Source organism: Psychrobacter sp. UBA3068 (assembly GCF_002366815.1).
Lineage (GTDB): Bacteria > Pseudomonadota > Gammaproteobacteria > Pseudomonadales > Moraxellaceae > Psychrobacter > Psychrobacter namhaensis.
Genome location: NZ_DFBY01000045.1, coordinates 82,883 through 108,577, shown reverse-complemented (window position 1 = coordinate 108,577; position 25,695 = coordinate 82,883). Strand labels below are relative to the sequence as shown.

Annotated in this window: 24 protein-coding genes; 15 read left to right on the top strand and 9 right to left on the bottom strand. The window is 44.9% G+C overall.

Translation table 11 applies throughout. The features are described 5' to 3' along the window. Nucleotides 1–134: 134 nt before the first annotated feature. The gene (locus B2P60_RS10800) at nt 135–1,622 is read right to left on the bottom strand and encodes a phosphomannomutase CpsG (RefSeq protein ID WP_286741305.1); all 1,488 of its coding nucleotides are present in this window, start codon (nt 1,620–1,622) and stop codon (nt 135–137) included. A gap of 132 nt (nt 1,623–1,754) precedes the next feature. On the opposite strand from B2P60_RS10800, the gene mazG reads away from it, so the two are divergent. The 8 genes from mazG to yjgA all read left to right on the top strand — a co-directional run bounded on the left by mazG (nt 1,755) and on the right by yjgA (nt 9,474). Next, complete coding sequence (mazG, locus tag B2P60_RS10795; protein ID WP_286741304.1) at nt 1,755–2,621, top strand: nucleoside triphosphate pyrophosphohydrolase; 867 nt, start codon at nt 1,755–1,757, stop codon at nt 2,619–2,621. Then, nucleotides 2,605–3,000: a ComEA family DNA-binding protein gene (locus B2P60_RS10790; protein WP_349678348.1), complete on the top strand. Its 396-nt coding sequence runs from the start codon at nt 2,605–2,607 to the stop codon at nt 2,998–3,000. Before mazG ends, B2P60_RS10790 begins: the two co-directional genes overlap by 17 nt. Nucleotides 3,001–3,165: 165 nt before the next feature. Next, nucleotides 3,166–5,328 carry a polynucleotide adenylyltransferase PcnB gene (gene pcnB, locus B2P60_RS10785; RefSeq protein WP_286741303.1) on the top strand — a complete coding sequence of 721 codons (2,163 nt, stop codon included), beginning with the start codon at nt 3,166–3,168 and terminating at the stop codon, nt 5,326–5,328. 69 nt (nt 5,329–5,397) lie between these two features. Then, a complete protein-coding gene (gene folK / locus B2P60_RS10780; RefSeq protein ID WP_286741309.1) occupies nt 5,398–5,949 on the top strand; it encodes a 2-amino-4-hydroxy-6-hydroxymethyldihydropteridine diphosphokinase in 552 nt (183 codons plus the stop codon). 190 nt (nt 5,950–6,139) lie between these two features. Further along, nucleotides 6,140–6,940 (top strand): 3-methyl-2-oxobutanoate hydroxymethyltransferase, encoded by an 801-nt coding sequence (gene panB / locus B2P60_RS10775; RefSeq protein WP_286741302.1) that lies wholly within the window; start codon nt 6,140–6,142, stop codon nt 6,938–6,940. Nucleotides 6,941–6,976: 36 nt separating this feature from the next. Continuing rightward, nucleotides 6,977–7,870, top strand: coding sequence for a pantoate--beta-alanine ligase (gene panC, locus B2P60_RS10770; RefSeq protein ID WP_286741300.1), 894 nt, complete (start codon nt 6,977–6,979; stop codon nt 7,868–7,870). Nucleotides 7,871–7,935: 65 nt separating this feature from the next. Then, complete coding sequence (rapZ, locus tag B2P60_RS10765; protein ID WP_286741299.1) at nt 7,936–8,904, top strand: RNase adapter RapZ; 969 nt, start codon at nt 7,936–7,938, stop codon at nt 8,902–8,904. Between the two features lie 57 nt (nt 8,905–8,961). Next, the gene (yjgA, locus tag B2P60_RS10760) at nt 8,962–9,474 is read left to right on the top strand and encodes a ribosome biogenesis factor YjgA (protein ID WP_198334561.1); all 513 of its coding nucleotides are present in this window, start codon (nt 8,962–8,964) and stop codon (nt 9,472–9,474) included. Nucleotides 9,475–9,640: 166 nt separating this feature from the next. On the opposite strand, the gene B2P60_RS10755 is transcribed toward yjgA, so the two are convergent. Next, on the bottom strand, nt 9,641–10,261 hold the full coding sequence (locus B2P60_RS10755) for a thiol:disulfide interchange protein DsbA/DsbL (protein ID WP_193005844.1): 621 nt from the start codon (nt 10,259–10,261) through the stop codon (nt 9,641–9,643). A gap of 528 nt (nt 10,262–10,789) precedes the next feature. On the opposite strand from B2P60_RS10755, the gene ubiG reads away from it, so the two are divergent. The 5 genes from ubiG to B2P60_RS10730 all read left to right on the top strand — a co-directional run bounded on the left by ubiG (nt 10,790) and on the right by B2P60_RS10730 (nt 14,832). Beyond that, nucleotides 10,790–11,635, top strand: a complete 846-nt coding sequence (ubiG, locus tag B2P60_RS10750; RefSeq protein ID WP_286741296.1) for a bifunctional 2-polyprenyl-6-hydroxyphenol methylase/3-demethylubiquinol 3-O-methyltransferase UbiG — start codon at nt 10,790–10,792, stop codon at nt 11,633–11,635. Between the two features lie 69 nt (nt 11,636–11,704). Then, the gene (locus tag B2P60_RS10745; RefSeq protein ID WP_193005846.1) at nt 11,705–12,415 is read left to right on the top strand and encodes an HAD family hydrolase; all 711 of its coding nucleotides are present in this window, start codon (nt 11,705–11,707) and stop codon (nt 12,413–12,415) included. A gap of 99 nt (nt 12,416–12,514) precedes the next feature. Continuing rightward, nucleotides 12,515–13,351 (top strand): YciK family oxidoreductase, encoded by an 837-nt coding sequence (locus B2P60_RS10740; RefSeq protein ID WP_286741295.1) that lies wholly within the window; start codon nt 12,515–12,517, stop codon nt 13,349–13,351. Nucleotides 13,352–13,593: 242 nt separating this feature from the next. Next, complete coding sequence (locus B2P60_RS10735) at nt 13,594–14,388, top strand: substrate-binding domain-containing protein (protein WP_025651116.1); 795 nt, start codon at nt 13,594–13,596, stop codon at nt 14,386–14,388. A 177-nt stretch (nt 14,389–14,565) separates the two neighbouring features. Then, nucleotides 14,566–14,832: a DksA/TraR family C4-type zinc finger protein gene (locus B2P60_RS10730; protein WP_286741292.1), complete on the top strand. Its 267-nt coding sequence runs from the start codon at nt 14,566–14,568 to the stop codon at nt 14,830–14,832. 108 nt (nt 14,833–14,940) lie between these two features. On the opposite strand, the gene B2P60_RS10725 is transcribed toward B2P60_RS10730, so the two are convergent. Beyond that, a complete protein-coding gene (locus B2P60_RS10725; RefSeq protein WP_286741291.1) occupies nt 14,941–16,167 on the bottom strand; it encodes a CobW family GTP-binding protein in 1,227 nt (408 codons plus the stop codon). A gap of 87 nt (nt 16,168–16,254) precedes the next feature. Beyond that, complete coding sequence (ompR, locus tag B2P60_RS10720; RefSeq protein ID WP_193005849.1) at nt 16,255–17,013, bottom strand: two-component system response regulator OmpR; 759 nt, start codon at nt 17,011–17,013, stop codon at nt 16,255–16,257. A gap of 406 nt (nt 17,014–17,419) precedes the next feature. Here ompR and B2P60_RS10715 point away from each other — a divergent pair, with 406 nt between their 5' ends. After that, entirely contained in the window at nt 17,420–19,936 is a 2,517-nt protein-coding gene (locus B2P60_RS10715; RefSeq protein ID WP_286741290.1) for a Tex family protein, read from the top strand. A 154-nt stretch (nt 19,937–20,090) separates the two neighbouring features. Here B2P60_RS10715 and B2P60_RS10710 read toward each other — a convergent pair whose 3' ends face one another. The 3 genes from B2P60_RS10710 to B2P60_RS10700 form a co-directional block, all read right to left on the bottom strand. Then, a complete protein-coding gene (locus B2P60_RS10710) occupies nt 20,091–20,657 on the bottom strand; it encodes a hypothetical protein (RefSeq protein ID WP_286741289.1) in 567 nt (188 codons plus the stop codon). Between the two features lie 236 nt (nt 20,658–20,893). Further along, a complete protein-coding gene (locus B2P60_RS10705; RefSeq protein WP_230708857.1) occupies nt 20,894–21,721 on the bottom strand; it encodes a hypothetical protein in 828 nt (275 codons plus the stop codon). A gap of 504 nt (nt 21,722–22,225) precedes the next feature. After that, nucleotides 22,226–23,527, bottom strand: a complete 1,302-nt coding sequence (locus B2P60_RS10700; RefSeq protein ID WP_286741287.1) for a saccharopine dehydrogenase family protein — start codon at nt 23,525–23,527, stop codon at nt 22,226–22,228. A gap of 610 nt (nt 23,528–24,137) precedes the next feature. Here B2P60_RS10700 and B2P60_RS10695 point away from each other — a divergent pair. Continuing rightward, nucleotides 24,138–24,293 (top strand): DUF1328 domain-containing protein, encoded by a 156-nt coding sequence (locus B2P60_RS10695; RefSeq protein WP_193005858.1) that lies wholly within the window; start codon nt 24,138–24,140, stop codon nt 24,291–24,293. A gap of 149 nt (nt 24,294–24,442) precedes the next feature. Here B2P60_RS10695 and B2P60_RS10690 read toward each other — a convergent pair whose 3' ends face one another. Both B2P60_RS10690 and B2P60_RS10685 read right to left on the bottom strand, forming a co-directional pair. Then, nucleotides 24,443–24,736: a 4a-hydroxytetrahydrobiopterin dehydratase gene (locus B2P60_RS10690; RefSeq protein WP_193005859.1), complete on the bottom strand. Its 294-nt coding sequence runs from the start codon at nt 24,734–24,736 to the stop codon at nt 24,443–24,445. Between the two features lie 276 nt (nt 24,737–25,012). Then, the gene (locus B2P60_RS10685; RefSeq protein ID WP_230708853.1) at nt 25,013–25,306 is read right to left on the bottom strand and encodes a GNAT family N-acetyltransferase; all 294 of its coding nucleotides are present in this window, start codon (nt 25,304–25,306) and stop codon (nt 25,013–25,015) included. Nucleotides 25,307–25,695 lie beyond the last annotated feature (389 nt).

The window sequence follows — 25,695 nt, the reverse complement described above, 5'->3', positions numbered from 1 at the left end:
TCCAACTTATGGGGGTCGGTTCATAGCGAGCCTTTTTTATTTGCAACCAAACATAGCCGTTTAATAAATTAGTTAGCCAATTCCTTTAGAAATACTGTTTAAAGGGTTTTTTATCTTGAACTGACTGTATAACTTTAAGCTGGTATGGCTCCTTGTACTGCCAACCACTGCTCAATCTCTTGAGTCTTGGTGGCTAACAATGCTGCATCGCCGTGACTCTCTATATTGAGCCTGATAAGCGGTTCAGTATTCGACGCGCGTAAGTTAAAACGCCAATCACCGAAATTGAGACTGAGGCCATCCAGTGTCGATTTAGTGGGGTTTTCTGGGCCAAACTTACTTTCAATAGCGCTAATAATGGTGGGCGCATCGTGAGTGGTGAGGCGAAAGTTTCGCTCGCCTGAGCTGGGGTAAGCTTGGATATAGCCTGTGACCAACTCAGACAATGTTTTACCTGTAATAGACAATAACTCAATGGTGAGTAGCCATGGAATCATACCGCTGTCGCAATAGAAGAAGTCACGAAAATAGTGATGAGCGGACATCTCGCCCCCATACACTGCCCCAGAATCACGCATGACTTGCTTGATAAAGGAGTGTCCAGACTTACTGATAACGGCCTTACCCTTGTATTCTTTAACCACCGCCTCGGTATTGTAGATCACTCTTGGGTCATAGACGATCGACTCAGCTGGGTATTTATTCAAAAATGCTTGTGCCAGCATACCCACCACGTAGCTGCCATCAATAAACTCGCCATTTTCATCAAACAAGAAACAACGGTCAAAATCGCCATCGAAGGCAATACCAAGATCGGCATTGTTTTTTAACACGGCTTGCTGAGTTGCGATTCTATTGGCTGCAATCATTGGATTGGGAATACCGTTAGGGAAGCTACCATCAGGGGTATGATGGAGTTTAATGATCTCAATTGGTGCGTCCGCTTGTCTCAGCTTGTCGGTCAATAAATCAACCACGGGACCCGCGCTGCCATTGCCTGAATTAATCACCAGTTTTAGCGGTTTGAGTTTATCAGTATCGATAAAGCTCATCACGTGATTGATATAAGGGCTTTTATCTGTCAATAGCTGCAAGTTGCCGGATGGCTTATCCGTAGTAAACAATCCAGACTCTGCCAGTGCTTGAATCTCTGCCAAACCATCATCGGCGCTGATTGGTTTTGAATACTCTTTCACCAACTTTAAGCCATTGTAATTAATGGGATTGTGACTTGCTGTGACTTCAATGCCGCCTAACGCTTTATAATGACTGGTGGCAAAGTACACCTCTTCTGTACCGGTCATACCCAAATCGATGACATCAACGCCAGCGTCTAGCATACCAGTAATAGTGGCCTGTTTTAATGGTTCACTTGAATGGCGAATGTCGCTACCAATAACGATAACAGGCTGTAGACTGCTCATGTCGCTGGCTTGGGTGTCAGCCATGGTGTCATAGCGCCTAGACAATATCTGTGCAAAGGCTCGTCCTATACGATAAGCAATGTCTTCATCGAGATTGACCCCAAGCTCACCGCGTATATCATAAGCCTTAAACGAATCGATAGTAATGGGACTGAATTCCGCTGCTGGTTGATAGCCAGTGTTCGCTGAAGTGGACATAATGATAAGTTTCCTTGCGTGTGAGCAATGGTAAAATGAAGAAGTAAATAGCACAATGATAAGTCTATCAGGGTTCAATGATACACTATCATTAACTGTCTGAAAAAACGTTAAATTATAAGAGCAACCCTTATGAGTATAATAGACAATACCACTAAAGCACCCAAACCCGCGCAAGGGACGCCAGACGCAAGCGGGCAACTGGCAGATCTTCTAGCGTTGATGGCGCGGCTGCGTGCCGATTGCCCATGGGATAAAAAACAGACCAATCATAGCTTAATTCCGTATGCCATTGAAGAGGCCTATGAGTTGGGCGAGGCTGTCCAGAGCGATGACGATGAGGATATCAAAGGTGAGCTTGGTGATGTGCTACTGCAAGTGGTTTTTCATTGTCAGATGTACGCTGAGCAAGGCCGCTTTGATATGAAGGACGTCATTACCACTTTACAAGAGAAGCTGATTCGCCGGCATCCGCATGTGTTTGAAGCCGAAACGCTCAAAGATGATGCTGCGGTAAAAGTACGCTGGGATGAGATTAAAGCAGAGGAGCAGCAAGCCCGCCTAGCACGCGGCAAAACGCCACGCCGTTTAGATGAAGTCAAAGCAGGTAGCGCTTTGATGCAAGCACAGGATGTACAAAAGCAGGCATCAGCATTGGGTTTTGATTGGGACGGTGTCAGCGGGGCTTTTGATAAGTTGGATGAAGAGGTTGCTGAGTTAAAGGCTGAGCTCACAAATAAGTCCAACGTTGAAATCAAAGCCAACATCAGAGAAATAGAAAAAGAGCTGGGCGATTGTATGTTCGCGCTCGTCAATGTCGCTCGTAAACTGAACCTAGATGCAGAAACCGCCACCTTGACCTGCGTGCATAAGTTTAAATCACGTTTTGGTTACATCGAAGAGCAGCTAGCAGTGGCTGGCAAGGGTTTAGAGGACAGCGATATCACAGAGATGGATGCATTGTGGGAAGCGGCCAAACGACATGAACGTTCATCATAAAGCCTCGTCTGTTAGCTCAACAACGACGGTGACACTCACCATGGCTCTTGGTCTTGTGGGACTCATATGCGTCGCTATGATGCCTATTAGTGCTAACGCTGCGCCCTGTTTCGATAGTCCTCAGCGTGCCTATGACTATTTGCTCGCAAAAGAAGCGTCAGCCATACAAGCGCGTGAGCAAAAGATCATTAACATCAATCGTGCTAGCGAAGGTGAGTTGGTGTCTTTAAACGGTATTGGCAGCAGTAAAGCACAGGCAATTGTTTTATACCGTGAGATGTTTGGCGATTTTAAAACCTTCGATGAATTAACAAAAGTCAAAGGGATCGGTACAAAAACCGTCGAGAAAAATCGAGAACGTTTAAGCGTGCAGGATTGATCGCCCTATTTTGCAGCAATCAGCCCAATATTGACAAAATAGCACGTAAGTAGATGTCATAACACACCCAGCACGCCCAAAATTTGTTAAACTAGCAGGTACATCCGCCTGATAAACGCTGTGTTCGTCAGAGGTGGTCAAAGAATACCGGCGAGGAGTAGATGCATGGCCGAGCGTGCCGCCAAGCAGTTAGAACTGAATAAATCTGAATTACCCAATTCCATTACTGAAGTGATTGCCACATTGACCCGAGCTGGGTTTGATGCCTATATCGTCGGTGGTGGTGTGCGCGATACCTTATTGGGTCTACGCCCGAAAGACTTTGATGCCGTCACCGACGCCAAGCCGCATGAAATCAAAGATGTTTTTGGTAAGCGTTGCCGTATTATCGGTCGCCGCTTTCAATTAGCGCATGTGTATTCAGGCAGAGAATTGATTGAAGTGGCGACTTTTCGTGGCCCACCAACCAGTGATGCCAATACCAATCGAGACGGTATGATCCTGCGTGACAACGTTTGGGGGGACATCAAACAAGATTTCTCTCGTCGCGACTTTTCTATCAATGCGCTTTATTATCAGCCGCTCAAAGGGGTGGTTCACGATTTTTGCGGTGCGCTTGAAGACATTGATAATAAAATCATTCGTCTGTTGGGCAACGCGCCTGTACGGATTGAAGAAGATCCAGTACGGTTGTTACGTGCGCTACGTTTTAAAGCCAAGTTGGGCTTTGAATTTGATGACGCGCTGGCATCGCAGTTTCATGATGGTAATTGGGCGCTGCTTGAGCAGATATCGCCGCATCGTCTCTATGATGAGACGCAAAAAATGTTTACGGGCGGCTATCTGGTGCCGTTATTGCCATTATTGTTTGAGTCGGGTGCGATTGATAGCTTAATCATTTATCCCCCGTCTGAGCCAAGCGCCTTAGTGAACCAAGTAGCGATTAATACCGACAAACGTATTGCGGCGGGCAAGAGCATCAATCCTGCGTTCTTTTATGCGGCGCTACTGTGGGAAAATTACTTGCATCAATTGGCAAAAGCCAAAAAGCGCAATATGCCGTTCGCTGAAGCACAGATGCATGCCGCTACCAAAGTCATCGATCGTCAACGTATTAAGACGGCGATTCCCAAATTTGCTGAGCAGTTTATCCGTGATATCTGGATATTGCAGCCGAGACTTGCCGCCCCGCGTAGCAAACAAATTGTCCAACTCTCTGAGCACCCACGCTTCCGAGCGGGTTTTGACTTTTTGTTATTGCGTGAGCAGTGCGGTGATGCCGAGCATCCCCTGTCAGAGTCGACCAATGGCATGGGCGACTGGTGGCAAACGTATCAGACCTTGTCTGAACAAGAACAACAGCAAGCGATTGATGAGTTTGATGAAAATATTCGCCGAGGCGCTTATAAAAAGGGGCAGCGTGGTCGTGGTCGCAATCGGCAAAAACCAGAAGTAAATACCACTGATAATTCCACCTCTCATCAAAGCAGTACAAAGCCAAACCAAGTTAAGGATAGTATGGAGAAGAGTGGGAATAAACAGACAATGCTAAACGATCCAGCAAATGTCCCAGCACGCCGTCGCCGCGCTGCAAGCCAATCTAACGCTAGTCGTAATGATAGCAAAGCGCATATGACGCAGCAGGTAAAACAAGACAGTAGTGAGCTTGCTCAGCTACAGCAGTTGTCTCTAGCTAGCAGTAACCAATCGGCAAACAAACGCCGTGATGCAAAGCCTGCGCCCTTGTTTGTCATAGAGCATGAAAAAGTCGTACCACCGCTGCAAAAGCAACTACCTAATGACAAAGACTCACAGCCCAAGCGTAATCAGGCGACAACGCAGAAAAAAGCAGCCACTCAGCAGGCACCGGCTGAAAAAGAGCCAAATAGTCAGATGGCAAAATCTGCTACTAAAAGTGAACGCTCAAATACTGCCCAGTTGTCTAACGACCAGCAGTCAGCGGCTAAACCGGCACCTACGACGCGTTCGGTAGCAAGATCGCCTGCACTAGTCAGCATGAATAACGAGCCGATTCCGCATAAGCGCCGCCGTCGTCAGCCCTCTGTCGATAGTACGAGCAGTGTCGAGACGCCAGGTGATGACAAGCAAGCGCAAACGCCTACGAAGTATGCAAAAAAGCAACCTAAGCCCGCGGTGCAACCGACTGATAAAGCTGACGCTAAAAAATCCGCCAAAGCAACCACCGCAAAATCTGCTAAAACCAATCAAGCGGCTCGTACTCAGACTGCGGCTATAAAGGCGAACGGCAATAAAGGCCCTGTGCCATCAAAGCGTCGCCGTCGCCAACCCAGCCCTGAGAAGGCGTAATGTTATTAGTGTAGAGTACAGATAGGTGAGTAAGGTGGTGAAACGATGAGTAGCTTTGATAATAGTGCCATGCCTGGCAATAAAAAACCTGCTTTCGTTAGCGGTAGTAGTGCGGTTAATGGTACTTGGGTAACCTGCTATGTCGGCTTGGGTAGTAATCTATCTAATGAGCTGGGTTCACCTATAGAGCACTTGCAGCAAGCAGTGGCAGGCATGCGAGACCATAAGCAGATACGAAAAGTTAGCGTGTCTTCATTTTATGCATCAGCACCTATGGGGCCGCAAGATCAGCCTGATTTTATCAATGCAGTGACTGGTTTTGAGACGACGCTGACAGCGTTTGAGTTACTTGCGTTTTGCCAGCAGTTAGAACAGCAGGCAAAGCGTGCGCGCTTGAGACGTTGGGGCGAGCGTAGTCTTGACGTGGATATTTTGTTGTACGGCGACACACAAATGATGGATCCTAAGCTAACGATACCGCATGCTGGATTGCCTGAGCGTAATTTTGTATTGATACCGCTCTTAGAGTTGGCACCAAATCTAACCATTGCAGGAAAATCAATAGATGAGTATCCAAAGAGTACAGATTGGACAGACTTAAAACGGTTATCAAGTTCCTGAGCAGCTTCTTAATCATAGGAAAAATGCTATAGTCCGTTCGAAATAAAATCGATATGTTAGTAGCCACGCTCGACTGCTATCACAGAAGCGACAGAAAATACATTCCAGTCGCGCTGTATCGGTTTTAAAATAAGCGGCCTACAGTTAGGGTATTGATAGTTCAAGGCAGCACAGATTAATTGAGGGTCATATGACGACGTTATCTACTTTAAATAAATTTAAAAAAGACGGTACCAAGTTTACTTGCTTGACGTGCTATGACTCAATGTTTGCACGAATGATGGACAAGGCGCAGATTGATACGATTTTAATTGGTGATAGTTTGGGCATGGTGGTACAAGGTCACGATTCAACGTTGCCCGTGACCGTCGACGATATGGCTTATCACACTGCCAATATTGCCCGTAGTAATAAGCACGCATTGATTTTAGCGGACCTGCCCTTTATGAGTTATGTGACGCTGCCAGAAGCCGTGACCAATAGTCGCCGGTTGATGCAAGCCGGCGCCCATGTGATTAAAGTCGAGGGTGGTAGTGAGCTTTGTGAACTCGTCACGACCTTAGCACAAGCGGGCACGCCAACTTGTGTGCATTTAGGCTTGACGCCGCAGTCGGTCAATGTCTTTGGCGGTTATAAAATCCAAGGTCGCGGTGACGAAGCGGCTGATAAGTTACTAGCGGATGCCAAAGCGGTCGTCGCTGCTGGTGCAGCATTACTGGTACTAGAATGCGTGCCAGCTGAGCTTGCTAAAGTAGTGACAGAGGCGGTAGCCGTACCTGTGATTGGGATTGGCGCTGGCGCAGACACAGATGGTCAAGTACTGGTGATGCATGACATGCTGGGCATGGTCCATGGCCGTGTCCCACGCTTTGTACATGATTTTTTGACGGATGAGCGTAATGCTGAACGCAGTATCGAAGGGGCCTTCATGCTTTATCAGCAGTCCGTACGCGAAGGCTCTTTTCCCACTGAACAGCACCAATTTAGCTAATCTGATGCAAGATTTGAAATAGAAGAATATTGAACCATGCCAATGATTTATCAGCACATCTCAGCACTGCGCACAGCCTTGCAGTCTTATCGTGGTATACAAAATGACAGACAGGCTAGCCCTACGCGTATCGCTTTAGTGCCAACGATGGGTAATCTGCATGATGGCCATCTTGAGCTGGTCAAAATTGCCAAGCAGCAGGCTGATATCGTGGTGGTCAGTATCTTTGTCAATCCCACTCAGTTTGGCGTGGGCGAAGACTTTGATAGCTATCCACGTACGCTAGATGAGGATGTTGCAAAACTGGCAACGGTAGATGCCGACTATGTTTTTGCTCCCACTGTCGATGAGATGTATCCTGTCTTGCCACCACCGACGTCTGTGCTGGCTGGTGCTATTACGACACAGTTATGTGGTCAGTCGCGTCCTGGACATTTTGATGGCGTTGGTATTGTGGTCTCTAAGTTGTTTAATATCGTCCAACCGGATGTTGCTGTTTTTGGACAAAAAGATTATCAGCAGTTAGCGATTATCAAGCAATTAGTGCGTGATTTGAGCTATCCCATTGAGATTATTGGTGCCCCTATTGTTCGTGCTGCTGATGGATTGGCATTATCATCGCGCAACCAGTACTTAAGTGTAGCTGAGCGTCAAATAGCACCTGTGTTACATCAAGAGCTACAACATTTGGCACAGCAGTTAAAAAATAATGCGCACAGTCAGCAAGCGGTTGAGTCCTTATTAACAGAAACTCGTAACCGTATCACTGATGCAGGTTTTACGATTGATTATCTAGACATAAAAACCGACGCGCTAGATTCGCTGGTTAATACTGGTGCGATGTTTAATGCAGAAAATAAGAATTTGATTATTCTGGTTGCTGCTTGGTTAGGACGGGCACGCTTGTTAGACAACCAGTTAGTCAGTTAGTGGTAATAAATCAGTCGTTGTGACAGAGTAACTTGCAGGATGCAATGGACTAGGGTGGGTGGATCATGGACGTAAGTCAGGATAACAGTAACGATCAGGACAGGCAGGTAGCAGACACGTCCGCACCTGCCGATGCGCTCAGTATTTTAGTCGTATCAGGTCTTTCAGGATCAGGTAAGACCTCAGTACTGAATGTGTTAGAAGATCTAGGGTATTACTCTATTGATAATCTGCCATTATCTTTATTACCCAGCGCTGCCCATAAACTGGTCAATGAAAGTGGGATTCGCCGTGTGGCACTCGGCGTCGATATCCGCACACCACGTGCTGATCTGTCCAGCTTTGCAGAGATGCATGAGTCCCTAAGACAGACATATGGGACACATGCGGTAAATATGATATACGTGACGGCCCAAGAGAGTACGTTGATAGCACGCTTTAGTGCGACTCGCCGTGTACATCCTTTGATGTTGCAAGAGGAGAATAGCGACATCGCAAAGTATGTGGCTTTTAATCTTCCTGCGGCGATCAAAAAAGAGAGTGAGCTGTTAGAACCGATCGCCGGATACGCCGATATCAGAATTGACACCAGTAATCTGAATATCCACCAGTTAAAAAATAACTTACGTGAATATGTCGGTGTCGACAATCAGATTGTCATTAACTTGCTGTCTTTTGGCTTTAAATACGGCAGTCCTATCGATGCTGATTTTGTGTTCGATGTGAGGATTTTGCCCAACCCGCATTGGAATCCTGAGCTACGTACGGCGACAGGTCTGGATGCAGAAGTTGCCGCCTTTTTTGCAGATTGTCCAGAAGTGGCGGAGATGACGGATGATATCGATAAATTTTTAACACGTTGGTTACCAGAGTTTTTACACAATAATCGTCACACGGTGACAGTGGCGATTGGTTGCACAGGTGGTAAGCATCGTTCAGTATTCATCACCGATAATTTACAACGTCGTCTTGCCGACACTATGCCGCAAGGTATAAAAGTGCTGGCAAAACACCGTGAAAAAGATCGTTGGTAGTTATTGGTAGTCATCAAAAACTATTAATTTTATTATTTATTATTTTGGAAAGCTTTTATGATTGACTGGTCAGAACAGGATATGCGCGTTTCGCGCACAGAACTCAAAAAAGCCCATGAGCGCTTGCAACAATTGTCGATACCGCTTGCCAGCTTATCGAAAAAACAGCTAAAAAACTTGCCAGCTAGTGATTATTTTATGGCAGAGTTGATGGCGTTGGCTGATATTACCAGTGCCAATGCGCGTAATCGCCAGACCAAGCGGGTCGGCAAGCTTATCAGCGAAGAAAATCGCCACGAATTGGTAAAAGCGTTGTTTGATGCATATTTTCCAAAAGAGCAAATCTCAAAGATAGAAAGCTGGTATGAGCGCCTCAACATCAATGATGAAGGAACGCTCAAACAGTTTGTCAAGCAGTACAAAGCCTCTGAGCACAACAGTATGTATCAGTTGCTGCTGTGGATTGAATACGCCAAACACACGCAAGATGATGAGCTCATGGCAGAGTCAAAAGAAGATTTGGCGAGTTATATTCGTGAAGTGGCTATTTTATCGCAATTAAAGAAGTAGCGATAAAATGCCAGTGATTAGATGCTACGGTGGTTTGGTTTGCGATTTAGCCAGATGACCTCATGACTGTTGCTGGTGTACTAAAATACGAAAAGCCAATCATTGAATGATTGGCTTTTTTGACCTTGGCTGATAAACGTGTCTCAAGTACTTGAGGAAGGCTGAATTATTTCTTTTCAGCGCGGGCTTTATCGACTAAATAATCAACGACTTTGGGTACTTTAGCACTTTCACCAGTCACCACGTATTTGCCTTGGACGACTACTGCTGGTACGCCAGAAAGCTGGTAGCGTTTAGCCCCTGCTTGTGAGCGGCCAATCTTTGTCCCCACAGCAAATGAGTTATAAAGACTGTTAAATTTCTTTTCATTAACACCCTTTGATGCATACCATTTGCTTAATGAGGATTGATCAAACAGCTTTTTGCCATCTTTGTGAATGGCATCAAATAGGGCGTCATGCGTTTTGTCTTCGTACCCTAGTAGCTGAGCGGCATAAAAGCCACGAGCGTTGGCTTCCCAAACAGGATTGAGCGCGGCTGGCGTTTTAAAAAATGCCACATCTTTGTCTTTGGTTTTTGCCCATTTTTCCATATGCGGATTCAGAACATTACAATGGGGGCAACCGTACCAGAAAAACTCACGAACAATGATAGCATCACCGCTGATTTTTTCTGGATTGTCTAGCACGCGATAGTCTTTTCCAGCGACATAGTCCGCAGCTTGTGCGCCCATAGTGGCAAGTCCAATGGCCATGGCCAGACCAGTCAGTGTGATGACACGTTTCATACTTTATCCTTGAGGTGTGAAGACTTAGGGTTCGTTAGGGTTTAAATGCATAAACGATAGAGCGTCAAGTATTATCGAGCGATAAACAGCGTATCAAAACGATAATAGTGTGCTGCCTATGATAACGTAAAACCTATGCGCTTGTGAATCCGATTCTTAACTGATGGTTGTAAAGCTGTGAGCTATTATTTAAGGTACGTTTCTTACGGTCTCTTACCTTGATTAAGCCTGAGTTTTGCTCGTTTATGATCGTATTTTTTCATATACTTTATTGTCTAGCATTGGAATGGTGTCAGAGAGTCACTATAGCCGAAGACCGCTAAAATCAATATATTGATAGAAACCGACTACTGGTACGATTTTTTCTAGCGTACTTCTTATAAGCGTGACAGACGTTATAAACGTTTAAGCTATTCACAATCGGTGACGATGTACGCACGACAAAGTGGCCGCTCTCATGCTAATATTGCTCACATAATTGTGCACTTTATATGATAATAATGATAATGACCATAAAGGAAAAACGCTATGAGCTCAGCTCTATCTTCTGCGCCTTCTTCGGAGGAGCCAGCGAACAGCAATCTCAATGATACAGATCATACAACAACTGCCATTAATGTAGATCCTAGCGAAGTTGAAAAATTTAACAAGTTGGCTAGTGAGTGGTGGAGCAATACTGGCGCGTTTGCGACCTTGCATGAAATCAACCCGCTCCGTTTAAATTGGATAGAGGAAAACGTTAAGCGTGGTTATCAACACGACAACGCTCGTCAAGATATCCATAAAACGGCGACGACGGGACTTACTGGCAAAAAGGTGCTTGATGTTGGCTGTGGCGGCGGTATATTGTCGGAATCAATGGCACGTCGCGGTGCGGATGTCACGGGTATTGATTTGGGTACTGAAAACCTAAAAGCGGCGGCGCTGCACGCAGAGCAAAGCGGTTTAGAGCACACGTTACGCTATCAGCACATTCCAGTTGAGACGCTGGCAAAAACGCATGCGGGTCAATTTGATGTGGTGACTTGTATGGAGATGCTAGAGCATGTGCCTGATCCAAGCTCGATTGTGCAGGCTTGTTTTGATCTATTAGCCCCAGGCGGCGTTTGCGTGTTATCAACGATTAATCGTAACCCTAAATCATATCTGTTTGCCATCGTTGGCGCAGAGTATGTCTTACGCTTGCTTGATCGGGGTACACATGACTATGCCAAATTTATTACCCCAGCTGAGCTAGATAAGATGGCTATCAATACTGGCTTTACACGGCAAGATATCATTGGTCTGCATTATAATCCACTGACCAAACGCTATTGGCTGGCACAGAATGTCGATGTCAATTATATGCTGGCAGTACAAAAACCTCTGGCTTAAGGCTGTACTTAATCCTTTGTACGCCATCATATTTCATTAAACACGTTATCAATTTTAAGAGTACTCATTATGGCCCAATTTGTAAAAGCGGTTTTATTTGACCTTGATGGGACACTGATCGATACGGCTGCTGACTTTGTCCGTATCATTGGTAACATGAGTCGCGAAAATGATTGGCATGCGCCGTCTGAAGTAGAGATCCGTGAGCAAGTCTCGGCGGGTGCGTCGGCCATGGTGCAGTTGATGCTACGACACAACGACCAGCTTGAGGTCAGTGAGGACGCGTTACTTAATTTTCGCCAGCAGTTTTTAGACGACTACGAAGCTGCGATATGTGTCGATAGTTGTGTGTTTAGTGAGTTAGAAGAGGTACTGACGACTCTTGAAGAAAAAGGCGTGCCATGGGGTATCGTCACCAACAAGCCGCGTTATTTGGCAGAGCAGCTACTAAGCATCATGCAGCTAGATGAGCGCTGTGCTGCTTTGGTCTGCCCTGATGATGTGTCGCGCTCCAAACCTGATCCAGAGCCGATGTATATGGCCTTAGAGAAGCTTGGTATCCCTCGCGGAGCGGCTGGTTGCGTCCTTTATGTCGGCGATCATATACGGGATATTGAAGCGGGTAATGCGGCAGGCATGCCAACGATTTTAGCCGCTTATGGTTATATTCCTTCTGAAGATCAAAAAAACCTAAAGAAATGGGGCGCTGACCATATTGTCGATACTCCTGCACAGTTAAATACGTTATTGCTGTCTTCTGGTAAGTTTGAATATCTATAAAACAGTTTGCTATAAATCCGTATTTTCCATTAGCTGCCATCGCTATTTTGCATCCCAACCATGAAACGATAAGCCGTGAGTAATAACATGAGTGACAACATGAGTAACCCTACCAATCCGCCAGCTCAGCAGGCCGACAATCAACAAACCGCCCAAAACTCTGTGCAACCTTTAACTCATGAGGACATTCGTAGTTTTGTGCCACCTAATAACTGTCTAGATGGTAAAACTATTTTGGTGACGGGTGCAGGTGATGGTATTGGTCGTGTAGCAGCGTTAACCTATGCTCGTTATGGTGCTACTGTTTTGCTATTGGGACGTACCAGCAGTAAGCTTGAGTACGTCTATGATGAAATTGAGAGCTTTGGTGGCAAGCAACCAGCCATGCTGCCGATGAACTTAGAAGGCGCCACCTATGCCGAAATGCAACAGCTAGAAGGCCTGATACACAAAGAAGTCGGACAGTTGGATGGTATCTTGCACAATGCTGGGATGCTAGGACAGCTGACACCGCTTGAGATGTACGACGTTGACACGTTTGCCCAAGTGATGAAGGTTAACTTTACCGCGACCTTTATGCTCACCCAAGCGCTACTACCGCTACTTAAAGACGCTGCTAATGGCTCTATCGTCTTTACGTCTAGCACGGTTGGTACACATCCTCGCGCTTTTTGGGGTGCTTATGCGCTCTCAAAGCAAGCGGTGGAAGGTATGAGCGATATATTTACTCAAGAAACGCAAAATACCACAAACTTACGCTTTAACTGCGTCAATCCTGGTGGCACGCGTACCAATATGCGCGCCCATGCGTATCCTGGTGAGAATCCTATGAGCCTAAAAACGCCTGAAGACATCATGGCAGGCTACGTCTGTCTGATGAGTAACGAAAGTATTGGTGTACGCGGGCAAGTGGTTGAGCTACAGCCAAAAGATTAAGAGGTGTTACTTAAACTTGCATGAATACAAAGCGTAAAAGTAATTTGGGTAGCTATAGTTGATACTAAATGAAATAGATGCGTCGTACTAGGATGCGAAACTGGTATAAATTTTCTTTAGTTGCTTGATGTGCTAATAGAAGCTACAAAAAATATATACCAACAGCAAGATATCTGTTTTATAGTAAATACGACTCTGTTTTTTGTCAAAACTACCAATGATTTTTACTTAGGATAATACTTATGAATAAGTCCATTGCTGCTGCATGTGTGCTGCTAAGTTGTACTTCAGCTTTTGCGCAAACCACGCTTTTTGATCCTTCCATCGAGCACAATCCTCAGGATGGTGTCATAAAGCTGTATGGAGCAGGTGGCCCACATACCGCTTTAAGAAAAGTGGCAGATGTCTGGGAAAAGCAAGGTGGTACCAAGGTAGAATTAATAGCAGGACCTGAAGACAAATGGTCGGCTGACGCTCAAGCTGATGCCGATGCTCTGTGGGGAACTTCTGAGCAATCAATGACTGCATTTCTTGAGACATACGAAACTTTTGATCATGAAAAAGTTGAACCCATTTATATCCGACCAGCAATCATAGCTGTACAAAAAGGAAATCCTAAAAATATACGTAGCTTTGATGATTTATTAGCTAAGGGGATTAAAATAGTTGTGACCGAAGGTAAAGGAACATATAACACTTCGGGTACTGGAGTTTGGGAGGATCTCGCAGGACGCAAAGGAAGCTTAAACGATATTGCTCGTTTTCGAGATAATATAGTAGCGTATTCTTTAGGATCTGGAGCCAGTTTTAAAGCATTTAAAGATGAAAAAGCAGATGCTTGGATAACTTGGCCGAATTGGCCGCTTAATAATTCCAAAGATATGGACATGGTTAGTATAGATAAGGATCGAGCTATCTGGCGTGATTTAAACATCGTTGTATCACCAAAAGCTGATCCTCAAACAAAAGATTTTCTTAACTTTTTAATCACTAAAAAAGGACAAAAAATCATGAAAACAGAAGGGTGGCAACGCTGAGTAGAAGGTTTTAGGCATACACTCTTAAAAAGTAAATACCCTAAATATAATTCTCACTAATCGTTCAAACACATTTGTTATTTGCATATTGTAATTAGCAATAACCACCCCATCTATTTGTTATTAAAGAATTTATCTATAAAGCAATGATCATTAAAAAATAAATAGGATGGGATTATGGCAGGTGGCTGGTCAAGAGATGGTGCTGAGCACGAACAAATGGATGCAACGGTCAATGATGCGTTAGATCGTGTGCGTAGTGCGATACCCAAGGGCGAAAGCGCGGAGTTTTGTGATGAATGTGGCAATCCCATTCCAGAAGCGCGGCGCGTAGCAGTGCCGGGCATACAACACTGCGTCAGTTGTCAAACTGAGCTTGAGCAAGAGGCAAGAGCTGCGGAGTTGTTCAATCGACGTGGTAGTAAAGACAGCCAATTACGTTAATCAAAAAGCACCCTGCTAATCTACATAGCAGGGTGCTTTTTTGTAATTGCTTTTCTGTAATGGATCTCGTATTTCCGCTGTGGCGAGCGTCTGTATTCTGCCTATAAACTATATAACCAAGGCCATCAGTTCACGGTCACAGGCTTCCCAATTTATAGAAGACGATAATTCTGGTAACGTGGGCGAAGTCAGCGTGTTTTCTATTCCTTCATTCTCCAAAGCGGTGTTGCTTGCGTGATTATCGCTGTCATCTAGCTGTAGAATAACCTCTAGTCGGCTATCAACCTGCGGGCTGATGGTGCTTGTGGTTAAGCTATCAGGGGTAAAATTGATTTGTAGCCAACCATCAGAAGTGTGCACGACACCTTTGATACGTTGCCAGCTTGGTAGCGTTAACAACCATTCTTGTAGATCTTCTGCCTGTAACACATACTGTACTGGCAACCGCCAACCTGCTAATTGTAGGTCTTGCTGTTTTTCATGATAACGATAAGGCAGCTCAAGATCTGAGCTGGTCTCAGCATCGTTATTAGCTTGCGCAGGATTTAATGGCGAAATAGACGACAAAGCCGTGTTCAGTGGCTGAAAGCTGACAGAAGATGGTTGAGGGCGGCTGATATTCACAGTGCGGTGCTGGGCGAGAATATGGCTTGGTGCGTTCAACTGAGTGCCTAGCGCTGCTAGATAGGCATTTGAGGCGTTTGTGGTATCAGAAGGAATTTGCTCAGAGACTGCCCAAATGATGTTTACCTGCGAATTTAGCTTGGCTATCCACTGTTGTAATGCGTGTTTTTCGCTACTACTTAATTGAGCGTAACGATTAATCACCAATACATCCGCATCACGGACGTGCGCTTGAAACCCTTTATGATTGCGATACTTGTCTTGCTGCCATTGCATGCCACTCAGCACGGTGATCACCGCCTGCATCTTTAGCGCTGTCTGCCAATGCGGCGCCCCAAGTTGGCGTATTAGCTCACGTGGATGGGCAAGCCCTGTGGGTTCAATGAGTAATCGCTGTGGATGATGGTCACTAAGCAAACGGCTAATAGCGATCTGTAAGGGTAGCTGGCTGGTACAACAGATACAACCACCGCTGACTTCTCGTATGGCAATGTCATTTTGCTCAATCGTCCTGTCTTGCGAGCTTGCCAGCAGGGCGCCATCAATCCCGATACGACCAAATTCGTTGATCAATAACGCCCAGCGCGCATCGGCAGGTTTGATAGCCAGTAGCTGGTTAATCACCGTGGTTTTACCCGCACCCAAAAACCCTGTCACCAAGGTGCAGGGTATGTTTTGGAAAACAGTCGTTTTTTTCAAAGGGGCGCTCATGATATTAATGTTACTAATACCTTAACGATTTTAATATATTCACAGTACTAAGCGAAGGCGACGTTAAAAGAAGGTGATATTAAGTAGTTACTCACTTTTATCCGTGTCAATTTCGGCTTCGTCAGGGACGAATACATAGCCCACTCCCCACACGGTTTGGATATAACGTGCTTGCGAAGGATTGTCTTCAATCAGGCGACGTAGACGTGAGACTTGTACGTCGATAGAGCGCTCCATTGCCCCCCATTCACGACCACGCGCCAGGTTCATTAATTTATCACGAGTCAACGGCTCACGTGGATGCTGAACCAAAGCTTTCAACACCGAAAACTCACCGGTCGTTAAAGTGACGACGTTGCCATCGCGTTTGAGGGTACGAGTTGACAGATCAAGTGTCCATGGGCCAAATTCAACCACTTCAAGTTGATGGCTTGGGGCACCAGGCAGCTCACGATTTTGGCGACGTAATACCGCTTTGATACGAGCCAGCAGCTCTTTTGGATTAAAGGGTTTTGGCAGATAATCATCCGCACCCGCTTCAAGACCAGCGATACGATCGGCATCACCCCCTTTGGCAGTGAGCATGATGATGGGAATATCACCATTATCTTCACGCAAACGCTTACAGATACTGATGCCGTCTTCGCCTGGAAGCATCAAATCTAACACCACCAATGAGAAAAGCTCACGTTGCATCAACTTATCCATCTGACTGCCATCGTGTGCCGTACGAACGACAAAACCGTCATCTTCTAGAAAGCGCTGCAACAAGGAGCGCAGACGGGCATCATCATCGACGACTAAAATACGCTGAGTCAAAGTGTCAGGGCTATTGTTATCTGTCATACAGGCATCCTCTTATAAAAATTATTATTAGTAGCAATTATAGTTAAAAGTCATCGGTAAAAATCACGTATAAAAAATCATGAGCAAACACAGTGCCATTACTTAATTATTAGCCAAAAATGAAGATCCATCTCAGTACCTCAAAAATTTGAGTACTATTGTTCAACGCGTCAGCTGCGACCAATATTTATGCTATTGATACTTTAGTGTATAAGATTGCAGTCATAATTGCACCATTCATAAGGATAAATGCTGTATGCGTTTGTTTAACAGGGCTTCAAAACTAATGATATCAGACGATTTTTGCGATAAAACGGGTGATAAATAACGAAAAGATAAAAAGGATTTTTATTCATGCAGCTTTTGCTATAATGCAAAACTACATTTCTCAACGATTGATACGTATATGAGTAGCACTGATACCTTAACGCCATTTCAAACCTCGACAAATGCACAGGTTTTGGATGCAACCACACACGCGAATATTCACGACAAGCTTGCTCGCGCGCTTGGCATTAAGACTGCTCAAGTCAATGCGTTTGTCAAACTTTACGATGAAGGCGCGACGGTTCCCTTTATTGCCCGTTACCGCAAAGAAAAGACGCAGAATCTTGACGATGCCCAGTTGCGAGCGTTAGAGAAGTCTCTTAACTATGAGCGCGACCTGGCCACCCGTCGCCTCAAAATTACTGAGCTGCTGAGCACGCAAGGCAATTTGACCGCCGAGCTACAGGCGCGCATTGATAATGCGACCTCTAAACTTGAGCTTGAAGACATTTACTTGCCTTATCGTCCGCGTCGCCGTTCACCAGCGGCCAAAGCACGTGCAGCCGGCCTAGACGTTGCCGCCCAAGCAATCCTCACACAAGAGATTACCCCAACGGACGCGCTAGCCGACTATCAAGCACAATCTAGCATTACCGATGATAGTGGTAATGAGATTGAAGTTGACTTCAGCGATATCGACAAGCAGCTCGCTGGCGTACAGGCCATCATCGTGGATGAATGGACACAAGCATTGGACTTGCTGGACCATTTGCGCAGTGGTTTTGCCAAAACGGCCAGTATCGTATCGAGCGTGGCCAGTGAGGAAAAACGTGAAGTCGGTGAGAAATTCAAAGACTACTTTGAACATAGCGAGAGTCTTGCGCGTCTACCCAATCATCGCCTGCTTGCGATGCTACGCGGCCGTCAAGAAAACGTCTTGGGACTAAAGATTGAGGGCGAAGATGCCCCCTTTATCGAAAAAATCATCAGTCATTTCGACGTCGATGCCAAAGCGCCTGCCGCCCGTCGTGAGTTTTTAGCAGAAGCGGCCGGTAGCTTGTGGAAAGACAAATGGCGTCCACACATTGAGCATCGTTTATTAACAGAGAAGCGTTTGACCGCTGAAGCAGATGCTATTGAGGTCTTTGCCAATAATTTACAGCATTTACTGATGTCAGCGCCTGCTGGTCGCAAGGTTATCTTAGGCGTTGATCCGGGTATCCGTCACGGCGTAAAAATGGCCATCGTCGATGCCCAAGGTCATGTCATGTTAGACAGCGAAGATAAGCCTGTCGTCGCGACGGTTTATCCGTTTGCCCCTGACAATAAAATGGAGGAAGCCAAAGCCGTCATCGATAAGTTGTTAAGCACCTACCATGTCGATTTGGTTGCTATTGGTAATGGGACCGCGAGTCGCGAAACAGATGCGATGGTTAAAGAGATTTTGGCCGCGAACGATGCGCTCACAGCCAAAGCGGTTATCGTAAACGAGTCGGGTGCCTCCGTCTATTCAGCCAGTGAGCTGGCTAGTGATGAGTTGGCGAATTTAGATGTGTCCGTTCGCGGGGCAGTTTCTATCGCTCGTCGTTTGCAAGATCCACTGTCAGAGCTAGTTAAGGTCGATCCAAAGGCTATCGGTGTCGGTCAGTATCAGCACGACGTCAACCAAAACCAGTTGGCAGATAGTTTGGATAAAGTGACGCAAGACAGCGTGAATGCTGTGGGTGTTGATGTAAATACCGCCAGTCCTGCTATTTTGGCGCATATTGCTGGCCTGAATCGCAATGTCGCCCAGCAAATCGTCACTTACCGCAAAGAGCATGGTGCCTTTGATAGTCGCGAGTCACTAAAAAACGTCCCGCGCTTAGGAGCAAAAACCTTTGAACAAGCAGCAGGGTTTTTACGTGTTTATGGTGGTAGCAATCCATTGGATGCAACAGGCGTCCATCCAGAAAGCTACGCGCTCGTCGATAGCTTGTTGGCGCAAGCGGGTAAGCCGTTGCCAGAAGTCATCGGTAATGATGGGGTATTAAATGCCATCGATACAACAGCGCTCGTGGCTCACGACGATAACGTCAGTGTAAAAGCCATCGTTGAAGAGCTGGCCAAACCTGCACGCGACCCACGTCCAGAGTTTAAGACCGCTAACTTCCGTGATGATGTAAATAGTATTAAAGATCTGAGCGAAGGCATGACGTTAGAAGGTGTGGTTACTAACGTCACCGCCTTTGGTTGCTTCGTCGATGTTGGTGTCCATCAAGATGGGCTGGTGCATATCTCCCAGATGGCCAATGACTTTGTCGCAGACCCGATGAACCGCGTAAAACCAGGTGATATCGTTTCAGTGCGGGTCATCTCCATTGATGAAAAACGTGGTCGTATCGGTTTTAGTATGAAACCTGAAGCGGAAAAATCAGCGCGTCCAGCAGCGAAGGCCTCTGCGGCAAGTGCGGGTAATGAGGATAACAGCCGTCCACGCAGCAATCGCCCTGCAACTGACAAGCGTCAGTCCAAACCGCGTGGTAAAGCTCAGGATAAAGACAGTGCTAACCATCGTAGCAAAGCGCCAAGAGCGGAAAAAGCTGAAGCGCCTAGCAAAATGGGTACCCTTGGGGCATTGTTAAAAGAAGCGGGCGTGACTAAAGCGAAGAAATAATGACTACTGCTCGTGGCTTGTGATATTTATATATGAATATTACGGGCAATCAAAAAGGCAGCCTTATGGCTGCCTTTTTTAATTCGTCATGATAACTTATAAAGACCTAACCGCTTATAGTTACTGGCTTAGGTGCTGTTAATACCAAAACAGGTTATCGTACGACAAGACGGCGACTTTCATTGAGCTGAACCTCACCCGGCTGGGTAGCAATTAACTCACCATCGGGACCTTGGATTTTAGCTTTTAATGTGTTTGGCGCTGGTGTGCTGCGCATATCAGCAGGGGTGACTTCACCCGTATTGACGGATGCTGCGGCAGCTGTATCAGTCATTCCTGACGCAGAGCCATTGTTTAACTCCACTTCACCCGGCTGGGTTGCGATTAATTCCCCATCGGGTCCTTGGATTTTAGCTTTTAATGTATTTGGGGCAGGTGTGGTGCGCATGTCAGCAGGAGTGACTTTACCTGTATTGACGGATGCTGAGGTAGCTGTATCAGTCATTCCTAACGCAGAGCCGTTATTGACCTCAACTGCACCCGGTTGGGTGGCAAGTAACTCACCATTAGGGCCTTCGATTTTAGCTTGTAGGGTGTTATCTACTGGTAACACCCGCTTATCTGCTGGCGTCACTTCTGTTTTATTAACAGGCATTGCCATAGCCAGACTTGGTAGAACAAGAGCAGCGGCCATAATGAGCGATAAAGTATTCGTTTTCATAGTATAACTCCAAAATATGTAAAGAGAATAAATGTCTAAACCATGAATGGGTACATTGACGCCATCCTTTTTATACTGGTTTTATTGTTATTACTATTTTTAAAATATCAGCTATGCAGCTGATATTTCAGTGGTAAACTCATTAAATTTCTAACAGTTTGATGTGTGAATGTGTCGTTATGCAACGATTGCTGTCTTAATCTGCATAAACTCAAACTAAACTTATTGTTAAATATTTATTCAACAATAATATATTTACCAGTGTTTGGATCAACCACACGTTGTTGGGTATCGGTATCCGGAACACGAATAACTGGGAAAGTTTGATCCACTTCGGTGTTATCAAGGATGCCTGCCTCGGCTTCTTCACCAACGATAACAGTACGATTTACGCCTTCAACAGCGACGGCAGTGCCTTGCGTGGTATTGACACGTTGTATCTGATCTTCTGGGGCAATGATGACTTCTTTAACACTATACTTAGCCGGACGAATGACCCGAGTGGTCTCGATGACAACAGGCTCTACAGTCCGTACTTCGGTGACAGCAATTTGGGCTTCTGGAGCTTTGACTTCACTGACCACTGGTGTGGGGAATTTACTGCCAAAGTGGTTGTCGCATTGCTGCATGCTTAGACGTACTGGGTTGCCAGCGGCATCCATATAAACGTTGACTGGCATGTCGGCTGCGATAGGGACATATGTACCCACTAAGGCCCCTGAAACCCCATAACGACCGTTTGATTGACCAACGCCCAAGTCACACGCTCCTGCCGAGTAGTCGCTTGTACGCAAGCTGTTGTTATCAACCACCCGCTGAGGAATGGTTACTTCTGACAAGCGCATTTTTTTGATGGTGGCTTCACCCGCTTGTAGTTTAGGGTTTTGATAGGTGTAAGGTGTATAAAATTTGGCTGAACCGTCTTTGACGGCTGTGACGCACTCTTCATAGGTGTCATAACCGACATTACCATGGCCATCAGTGGTCATGGCTGCATTGGCTGAGCTGGCAAACATAGCAAGACCTGAGGTCATTATTGCAGCTGTTAATAGGTTGAGTTTCATAATAGTTCCCTCTCAATGATAAATGAATTTTCCGATTGTCGAATTTTACAAGGACAACCAGCTCAGTTGACACAGTGCTGGTTGTTTTAAAGTATGTTTTTTATCAGGCGTATTTTATTGGCATTGATTGATACAAAGTCGGTGGATTATTTTTAGACACTTACTTTTGGAGGGTGACTCTACCTTTTGCAGAATAGATCTACTCACCAAAAATAAGGTGTTCAACGTAACAATGTAACGATGTAAAAATAATGCCATAACCTGTTTAATCCTACTGCACTCGCTGCAATATGGCTGTGACATTAGGCTAGGAATGTGTAGCATAATGTATTAAAAAATCGAAAACGGGCAACATCATTCACCAAAAAAGTACGTTATTATTATTTGTTAACATCAGACGTAGAAAACCAAAAATCTTCTTAATAAAAAACCGCATCTTGTAAGCAAGATACGGTCATTAAAAGGATAAATATTAAAATATACGGCGTCATGATTTAGAAACTTCTATTCATCAACCACTTCAAAGCTAAGACCTGAATGCGCTTTTAAACGGGTTAAAAGCTTGTCGCCCATTGCGGAAGCTGGCGTCCAGAAACCACCACCCACATCATCTTTGCTGACATCTTGTGCCAAACACAATGCCGCTTGTGCCAACATGCGTGAGGTACTGCCATAACCAGGATCTTTGTCCCCAGTGACTTTGGTATGAATGGTTTCTTTATTGGCGGTTTGCCCAAAGAGGCGAATATCAAAGTAGCCGTTTTCTTGCTCTTCTTTCGATGGTCCAGAGCCTGACTTGGGTAGTACATGCTTAGACAGTAATTCACGGCTTGGTTTGATCATCATCGCTGTGGCAAAGCCAAATAAGCCTGCGCTCATCGCGTAACTTGATAGTTGACCTTTTACCCCATCTTTCATCCACATCGCTTCATCATACTTAAAGTCGCGGCCATATTCGTAGTCCAGCAACTGGTTGGTGCGATGTACGATACGGGTGTTGATGCTTGCCATGACAAAAGGGGCCAACCAGCGTTTATGCTCGCTATCATATTCTGGTTTACTGACATTGTCTTGGCGCACATTTGGGGCGTCTTTATCATCGTTCAGAAGATAAGGGTTTGCCACTTGCTTACGACGTGATTTGTCCTCTCCCACTTCTTCAAAGATAGTGGCCATCGACGCGATGGTACCACCAGATAGGCCGCCTTTTGCTGCTTTTACGCGCATGTGAATCACATCACAGGTCTCACCAAACGTCTCTTCTGCGTGGGTTTGAGTAAAGTAGACACCTAAGTCTGAGGGAATAGAGTCAAAGCCACACGAGTTGACAATACGAGCGCCGCTTTGCTTAGCGATATCTTGATATTTGTCCATCATGTCTTTGATAAAAATAGCTTCGCCTGTGAGGTCGACATAATCTGTGCCATTGGCCGCACAAGATTTGATTAAAGGCTCACCATATTTGAGATAAGGACCGACGGTAGAGATGATGACTTGAGATTGCTTGGTCATATCATCAAGGCTGGCTTCATCATTACTGTTGGCAATAATAATGTCTACTTTGCTGGCGAGCTTGGACTGTAACTCATTCAGTTTTTCCTCATCGCGACCAGCGATCGCCCAAGTAACGTTTGCACCACTCTTATCTTTAGCATTCGATAAAAATTCTGTTAAATAATGCGCCGTGATCTTACCCACAAAACTTGTCGCACCATATAACACGACTGCGTAAGGACGGTTTTTATCATTGCTCTTTGCCATATTGTCCTTTGCCATATTTTTTGAGCTGTCCGTATTGTTATCCATATTTATCATCCTTCTTTATTAAGTATTTTAATGGCAAGTGTTTGAATAGATAATTAAGTCGTGAGCTAAGATACTCATGGGGTTTAAACCTTTATCTATTCGGTCTATTGCCATTATCAGCTTGGTTTTGATTTGCCTTCATAGTTTCAGAGACTTTCTGTCAGTAACGTCTGCAAGTAACGTCCTTAAGCAGTATCAGGCATAACTGACTAGCAACATTTATAGCAGATTATAGGGTAGAGGTGACAATTATTCAGTAGGAGCTAACCATCTCTACACACAAGCGCTATAAAGAGCGAGATAAGCTGGTAAATATTAAGGTTTGCTACAAACTTTACATAACCCACCGACATTATTACCAAAATGAACGTTTTCTGAAGATAAACATTGCTAATCTATGGACGTAAGCAGTCGTAACGAGTATTAAAAAAACAAAAATTGACGGTATTAATCAAAAGTATTAGTAGATGTATTAATAGATATTAGAGGGATTAAAATAGCTGACAGTAGTAAGTGTCTACTAGGCATGATTTGAGTCGCGTATTTTGATTAAAATTTGCTGTGTAAGCTTATCCATCTGGTTTTTTAACAATAATTTGAGGAGAATATTATGTTTCGCTGGGCTATTATTTTTGCCGTAATCGCATTATTAGCAAGTTTGTTAGGTTTCGGCGGCGTCGCTGGCTTATCTGCTAACTTGGCTTATATCTTATTGGCAGTTGCCGTCATCCTATTCATCGTAGCGTTTGTAAGTCGCAAGATGTAAGGGCAGAGCACATATTTTTAGAAAACAAAAAGTCCTCAATTTGATTTGAGGACTTTTTTATTGAGGCAGTTTTTATTGGAACAGGTTTTTTACTAGAGCAGGTTTTGAAACAGTTGTGGAAGTTGCAAATAAACCGTCTAAACGCGTCACTATAAGCGTTTGGGCTGGATAATGTACTCCATACGTTTCGCTAATCGAATATCCAAACTGGTAATGCCACCTGTATCGTGCGTGGTCAGTCGTACATTTACCACGTTATAAGTGTTTTGCCACTCAGGATGATGTTCAAGTGCTTCAGCGTGAAAGGCCGCTTGGTTCATAAAGCTCATGGCTTCAATAAAGTCGCTAAAATGATAGCTTTTGACGATGCTGTTACCATCACGCTGCCATCCTGCTAGATCTTCTAACTGCAGATTGATTTGTTTGTCAGATAAACTACTCATGTTAATAACCTTTATTGTTATGGTGGATTGGTTTATTAAAATTATATGGGGTGAAAATCAACGGTGTTAGCGCTATCAAATACAATCACCGCTGTTGTCATGAGCAACGCATAAAAGAAGGCCCGCCTATAGTGCTATCTTGCCATAGGTGTAAGAATAAATATACACATGGATAGAAAGCCAACTTATAGGAGAGCAATGTCGTATTAGTGCTTACACTTCAATCAACCCCTAGGGTATCAATCACTCAATAGACGCTTATAAGGTAATCAGGCGCTACAGCAAATTCTGATACTCAGGATGCTTATGGATATATGAAGAGACAAAAGAGCATTGCGGTATCACCTTTTTGTCTTGCTCCTGTGCATAGTCTAGTGCATGTTTGACCAAAGCTGAACCGACCCCGCGGCCTCCAAGTTGTTGTGGCACGATCGTGTGATCGTATACCAGTTTGCCATCACGGTCTTGATAGCTGATATAACCAGTCTGACCCTCAATAGAGGTCTCAAAACGCTTTGCGGGTTGATTGTGAATAATATTTAGATTTGATTTAGAAATGTGGCTGCTCATAAGGGCACTCCGTTATTGGTTATTATTATCGAATTTTTATCGTTTATTTAGTCGACCATGACATTTTATGACAATTGCGATATCGTCAGGGTACGCTAGGTAGTACGGCCAGTATGGCGTATCAGTAGCCAACAATCTAGACGCTTAGCGTAAGAGTAGATAGGGCAACTGTTAAGATTCTTAATGTCTATTGATTACATTGGCAAAATTTTAGCGCTATTTTTATGGTCGTTAAAAACTGCCGTGTGTCAAAATATTCCGTTTAATCGTTTAGCCCTAGATCTCAGACAGCGTTAATAAAACAGGTAGCTTGAATAGAAAAAATAAGCGGCTCTATGACAAAATGAGCAAAACACAGGGTAAAGCAACTGTCAGCTTGCAGGGTATGC

Excerpts from the sequence above, each read along its gene's own strand:
- pcnB (WP_286741303.1), top strand. The coding sequence starts at position 3,166 with ATGGCCGAGCGTGCCGCCAAGCAGTTAGAACTGAATAAATCTGAATTA.
- B2P60_RS10700 (WP_286741287.1), bottom strand. The coding sequence starts at position 23,527 with ATGGATAACAATACGGACAGCTCAAAAAATATGGCAAAGGACAATATG.
- B2P60_RS10695 (WP_193005858.1), top strand. The coding sequence starts at position 24,138 with ATGTTTCGCTGGGCTATTATTTTTGCCGTAATCGCATTATTAGCAAGT.
- yjgA (WP_198334561.1), top strand. The coding sequence starts at position 8,962 with ATGATTGACTGGTCAGAACAGGATATGCGCGTTTCGCGCACAGAACTC.
- B2P60_RS10790 (WP_349678348.1), top strand. The coding sequence starts at position 2,605 with ATGAACGTTCATCATAAAGCCTCGTCTGTTAGCTCAACAACGACGGTG.
- ompR (WP_193005849.1), bottom strand. The coding sequence starts at position 17,013 with ATGACAGATAACAATAGCCCTGACACTTTGACTCAGCGTATTTTAGTC.
- B2P60_RS10710 (WP_286741289.1), bottom strand. The coding sequence starts at position 20,657 with ATGAAAACGAATACTTTATCGCTCATTATGGCCGCTGCTCTTGTTCTA.
- B2P60_RS10745 (WP_193005846.1), top strand. The coding sequence starts at position 11,705 with ATGGCCCAATTTGTAAAAGCGGTTTTATTTGACCTTGATGGGACACTG.
- B2P60_RS10730 (WP_286741292.1), top strand. The coding sequence starts at position 14,566 with ATGGCAGGTGGCTGGTCAAGAGATGGTGCTGAGCACGAACAAATGGAT.
- panC (WP_286741300.1), top strand. The coding sequence starts at position 6,977 with ATGCCAATGATTTATCAGCACATCTCAGCACTGCGCACAGCCTTGCAG.
- B2P60_RS10715 (WP_286741290.1), top strand. The coding sequence starts at position 17,420 with ATGAGTAGCACTGATACCTTAACGCCATTTCAAACCTCGACAAATGCA.
- B2P60_RS10755 (WP_193005844.1), bottom strand. The coding sequence starts at position 10,261 with ATGAAACGTGTCATCACACTGACTGGTCTGGCCATGGCCATTGGACTT.
- B2P60_RS10740 (WP_286741295.1), top strand. The coding sequence starts at position 12,515 with ATGAGTAACCCTACCAATCCGCCAGCTCAGCAGGCCGACAATCAACAA.
- B2P60_RS10685 (WP_230708853.1), bottom strand. The coding sequence starts at position 25,306 with ATGAGCAGCCACATTTCTAAATCAAATCTAAATATTATTCACAATCAA.
- B2P60_RS10725 (WP_286741291.1), bottom strand. The coding sequence starts at position 16,167 with ATGAGCGCCCCTTTGAAAAAAACGACTGTTTTCCAAAACATACCCTGC.
- B2P60_RS10690 (WP_193005859.1), bottom strand. The coding sequence starts at position 24,736 with ATGAGTAGTTTATCTGACAAACAAATCAATCTGCAGTTAGAAGATCTA.
- mazG (WP_286741304.1), top strand. The coding sequence starts at position 1,755 with ATGAGTATAATAGACAATACCACTAAAGCACCCAAACCCGCGCAAGGG.
- B2P60_RS10735 (WP_025651116.1), top strand. The coding sequence starts at position 13,594 with ATGAATAAGTCCATTGCTGCTGCATGTGTGCTGCTAAGTTGTACTTCA.
- rapZ (WP_286741299.1), top strand. The coding sequence starts at position 7,936 with ATGGACGTAAGTCAGGATAACAGTAACGATCAGGACAGGCAGGTAGCA.
- B2P60_RS10800 (WP_286741305.1), bottom strand. The coding sequence starts at position 1,622 with ATGTCCACTTCAGCGAACACTGGCTATCAACCAGCAGCGGAATTCAGT.
- B2P60_RS10705 (WP_230708857.1), bottom strand. The coding sequence starts at position 21,721 with ATGAAACTCAACCTATTAACAGCTGCAATAATGACCTCAGGTCTTGCT.
- panB (WP_286741302.1), top strand. The coding sequence starts at position 6,140 with ATGACGACGTTATCTACTTTAAATAAATTTAAAAAAGACGGTACCAAG.
- folK (WP_286741309.1), top strand. The coding sequence starts at position 5,398 with ATGCCTGGCAATAAAAAACCTGCTTTCGTTAGCGGTAGTAGTGCGGTT.
- ubiG (WP_286741296.1), top strand. The coding sequence starts at position 10,790 with ATGAGCTCAGCTCTATCTTCTGCGCCTTCTTCGGAGGAGCCAGCGAAC.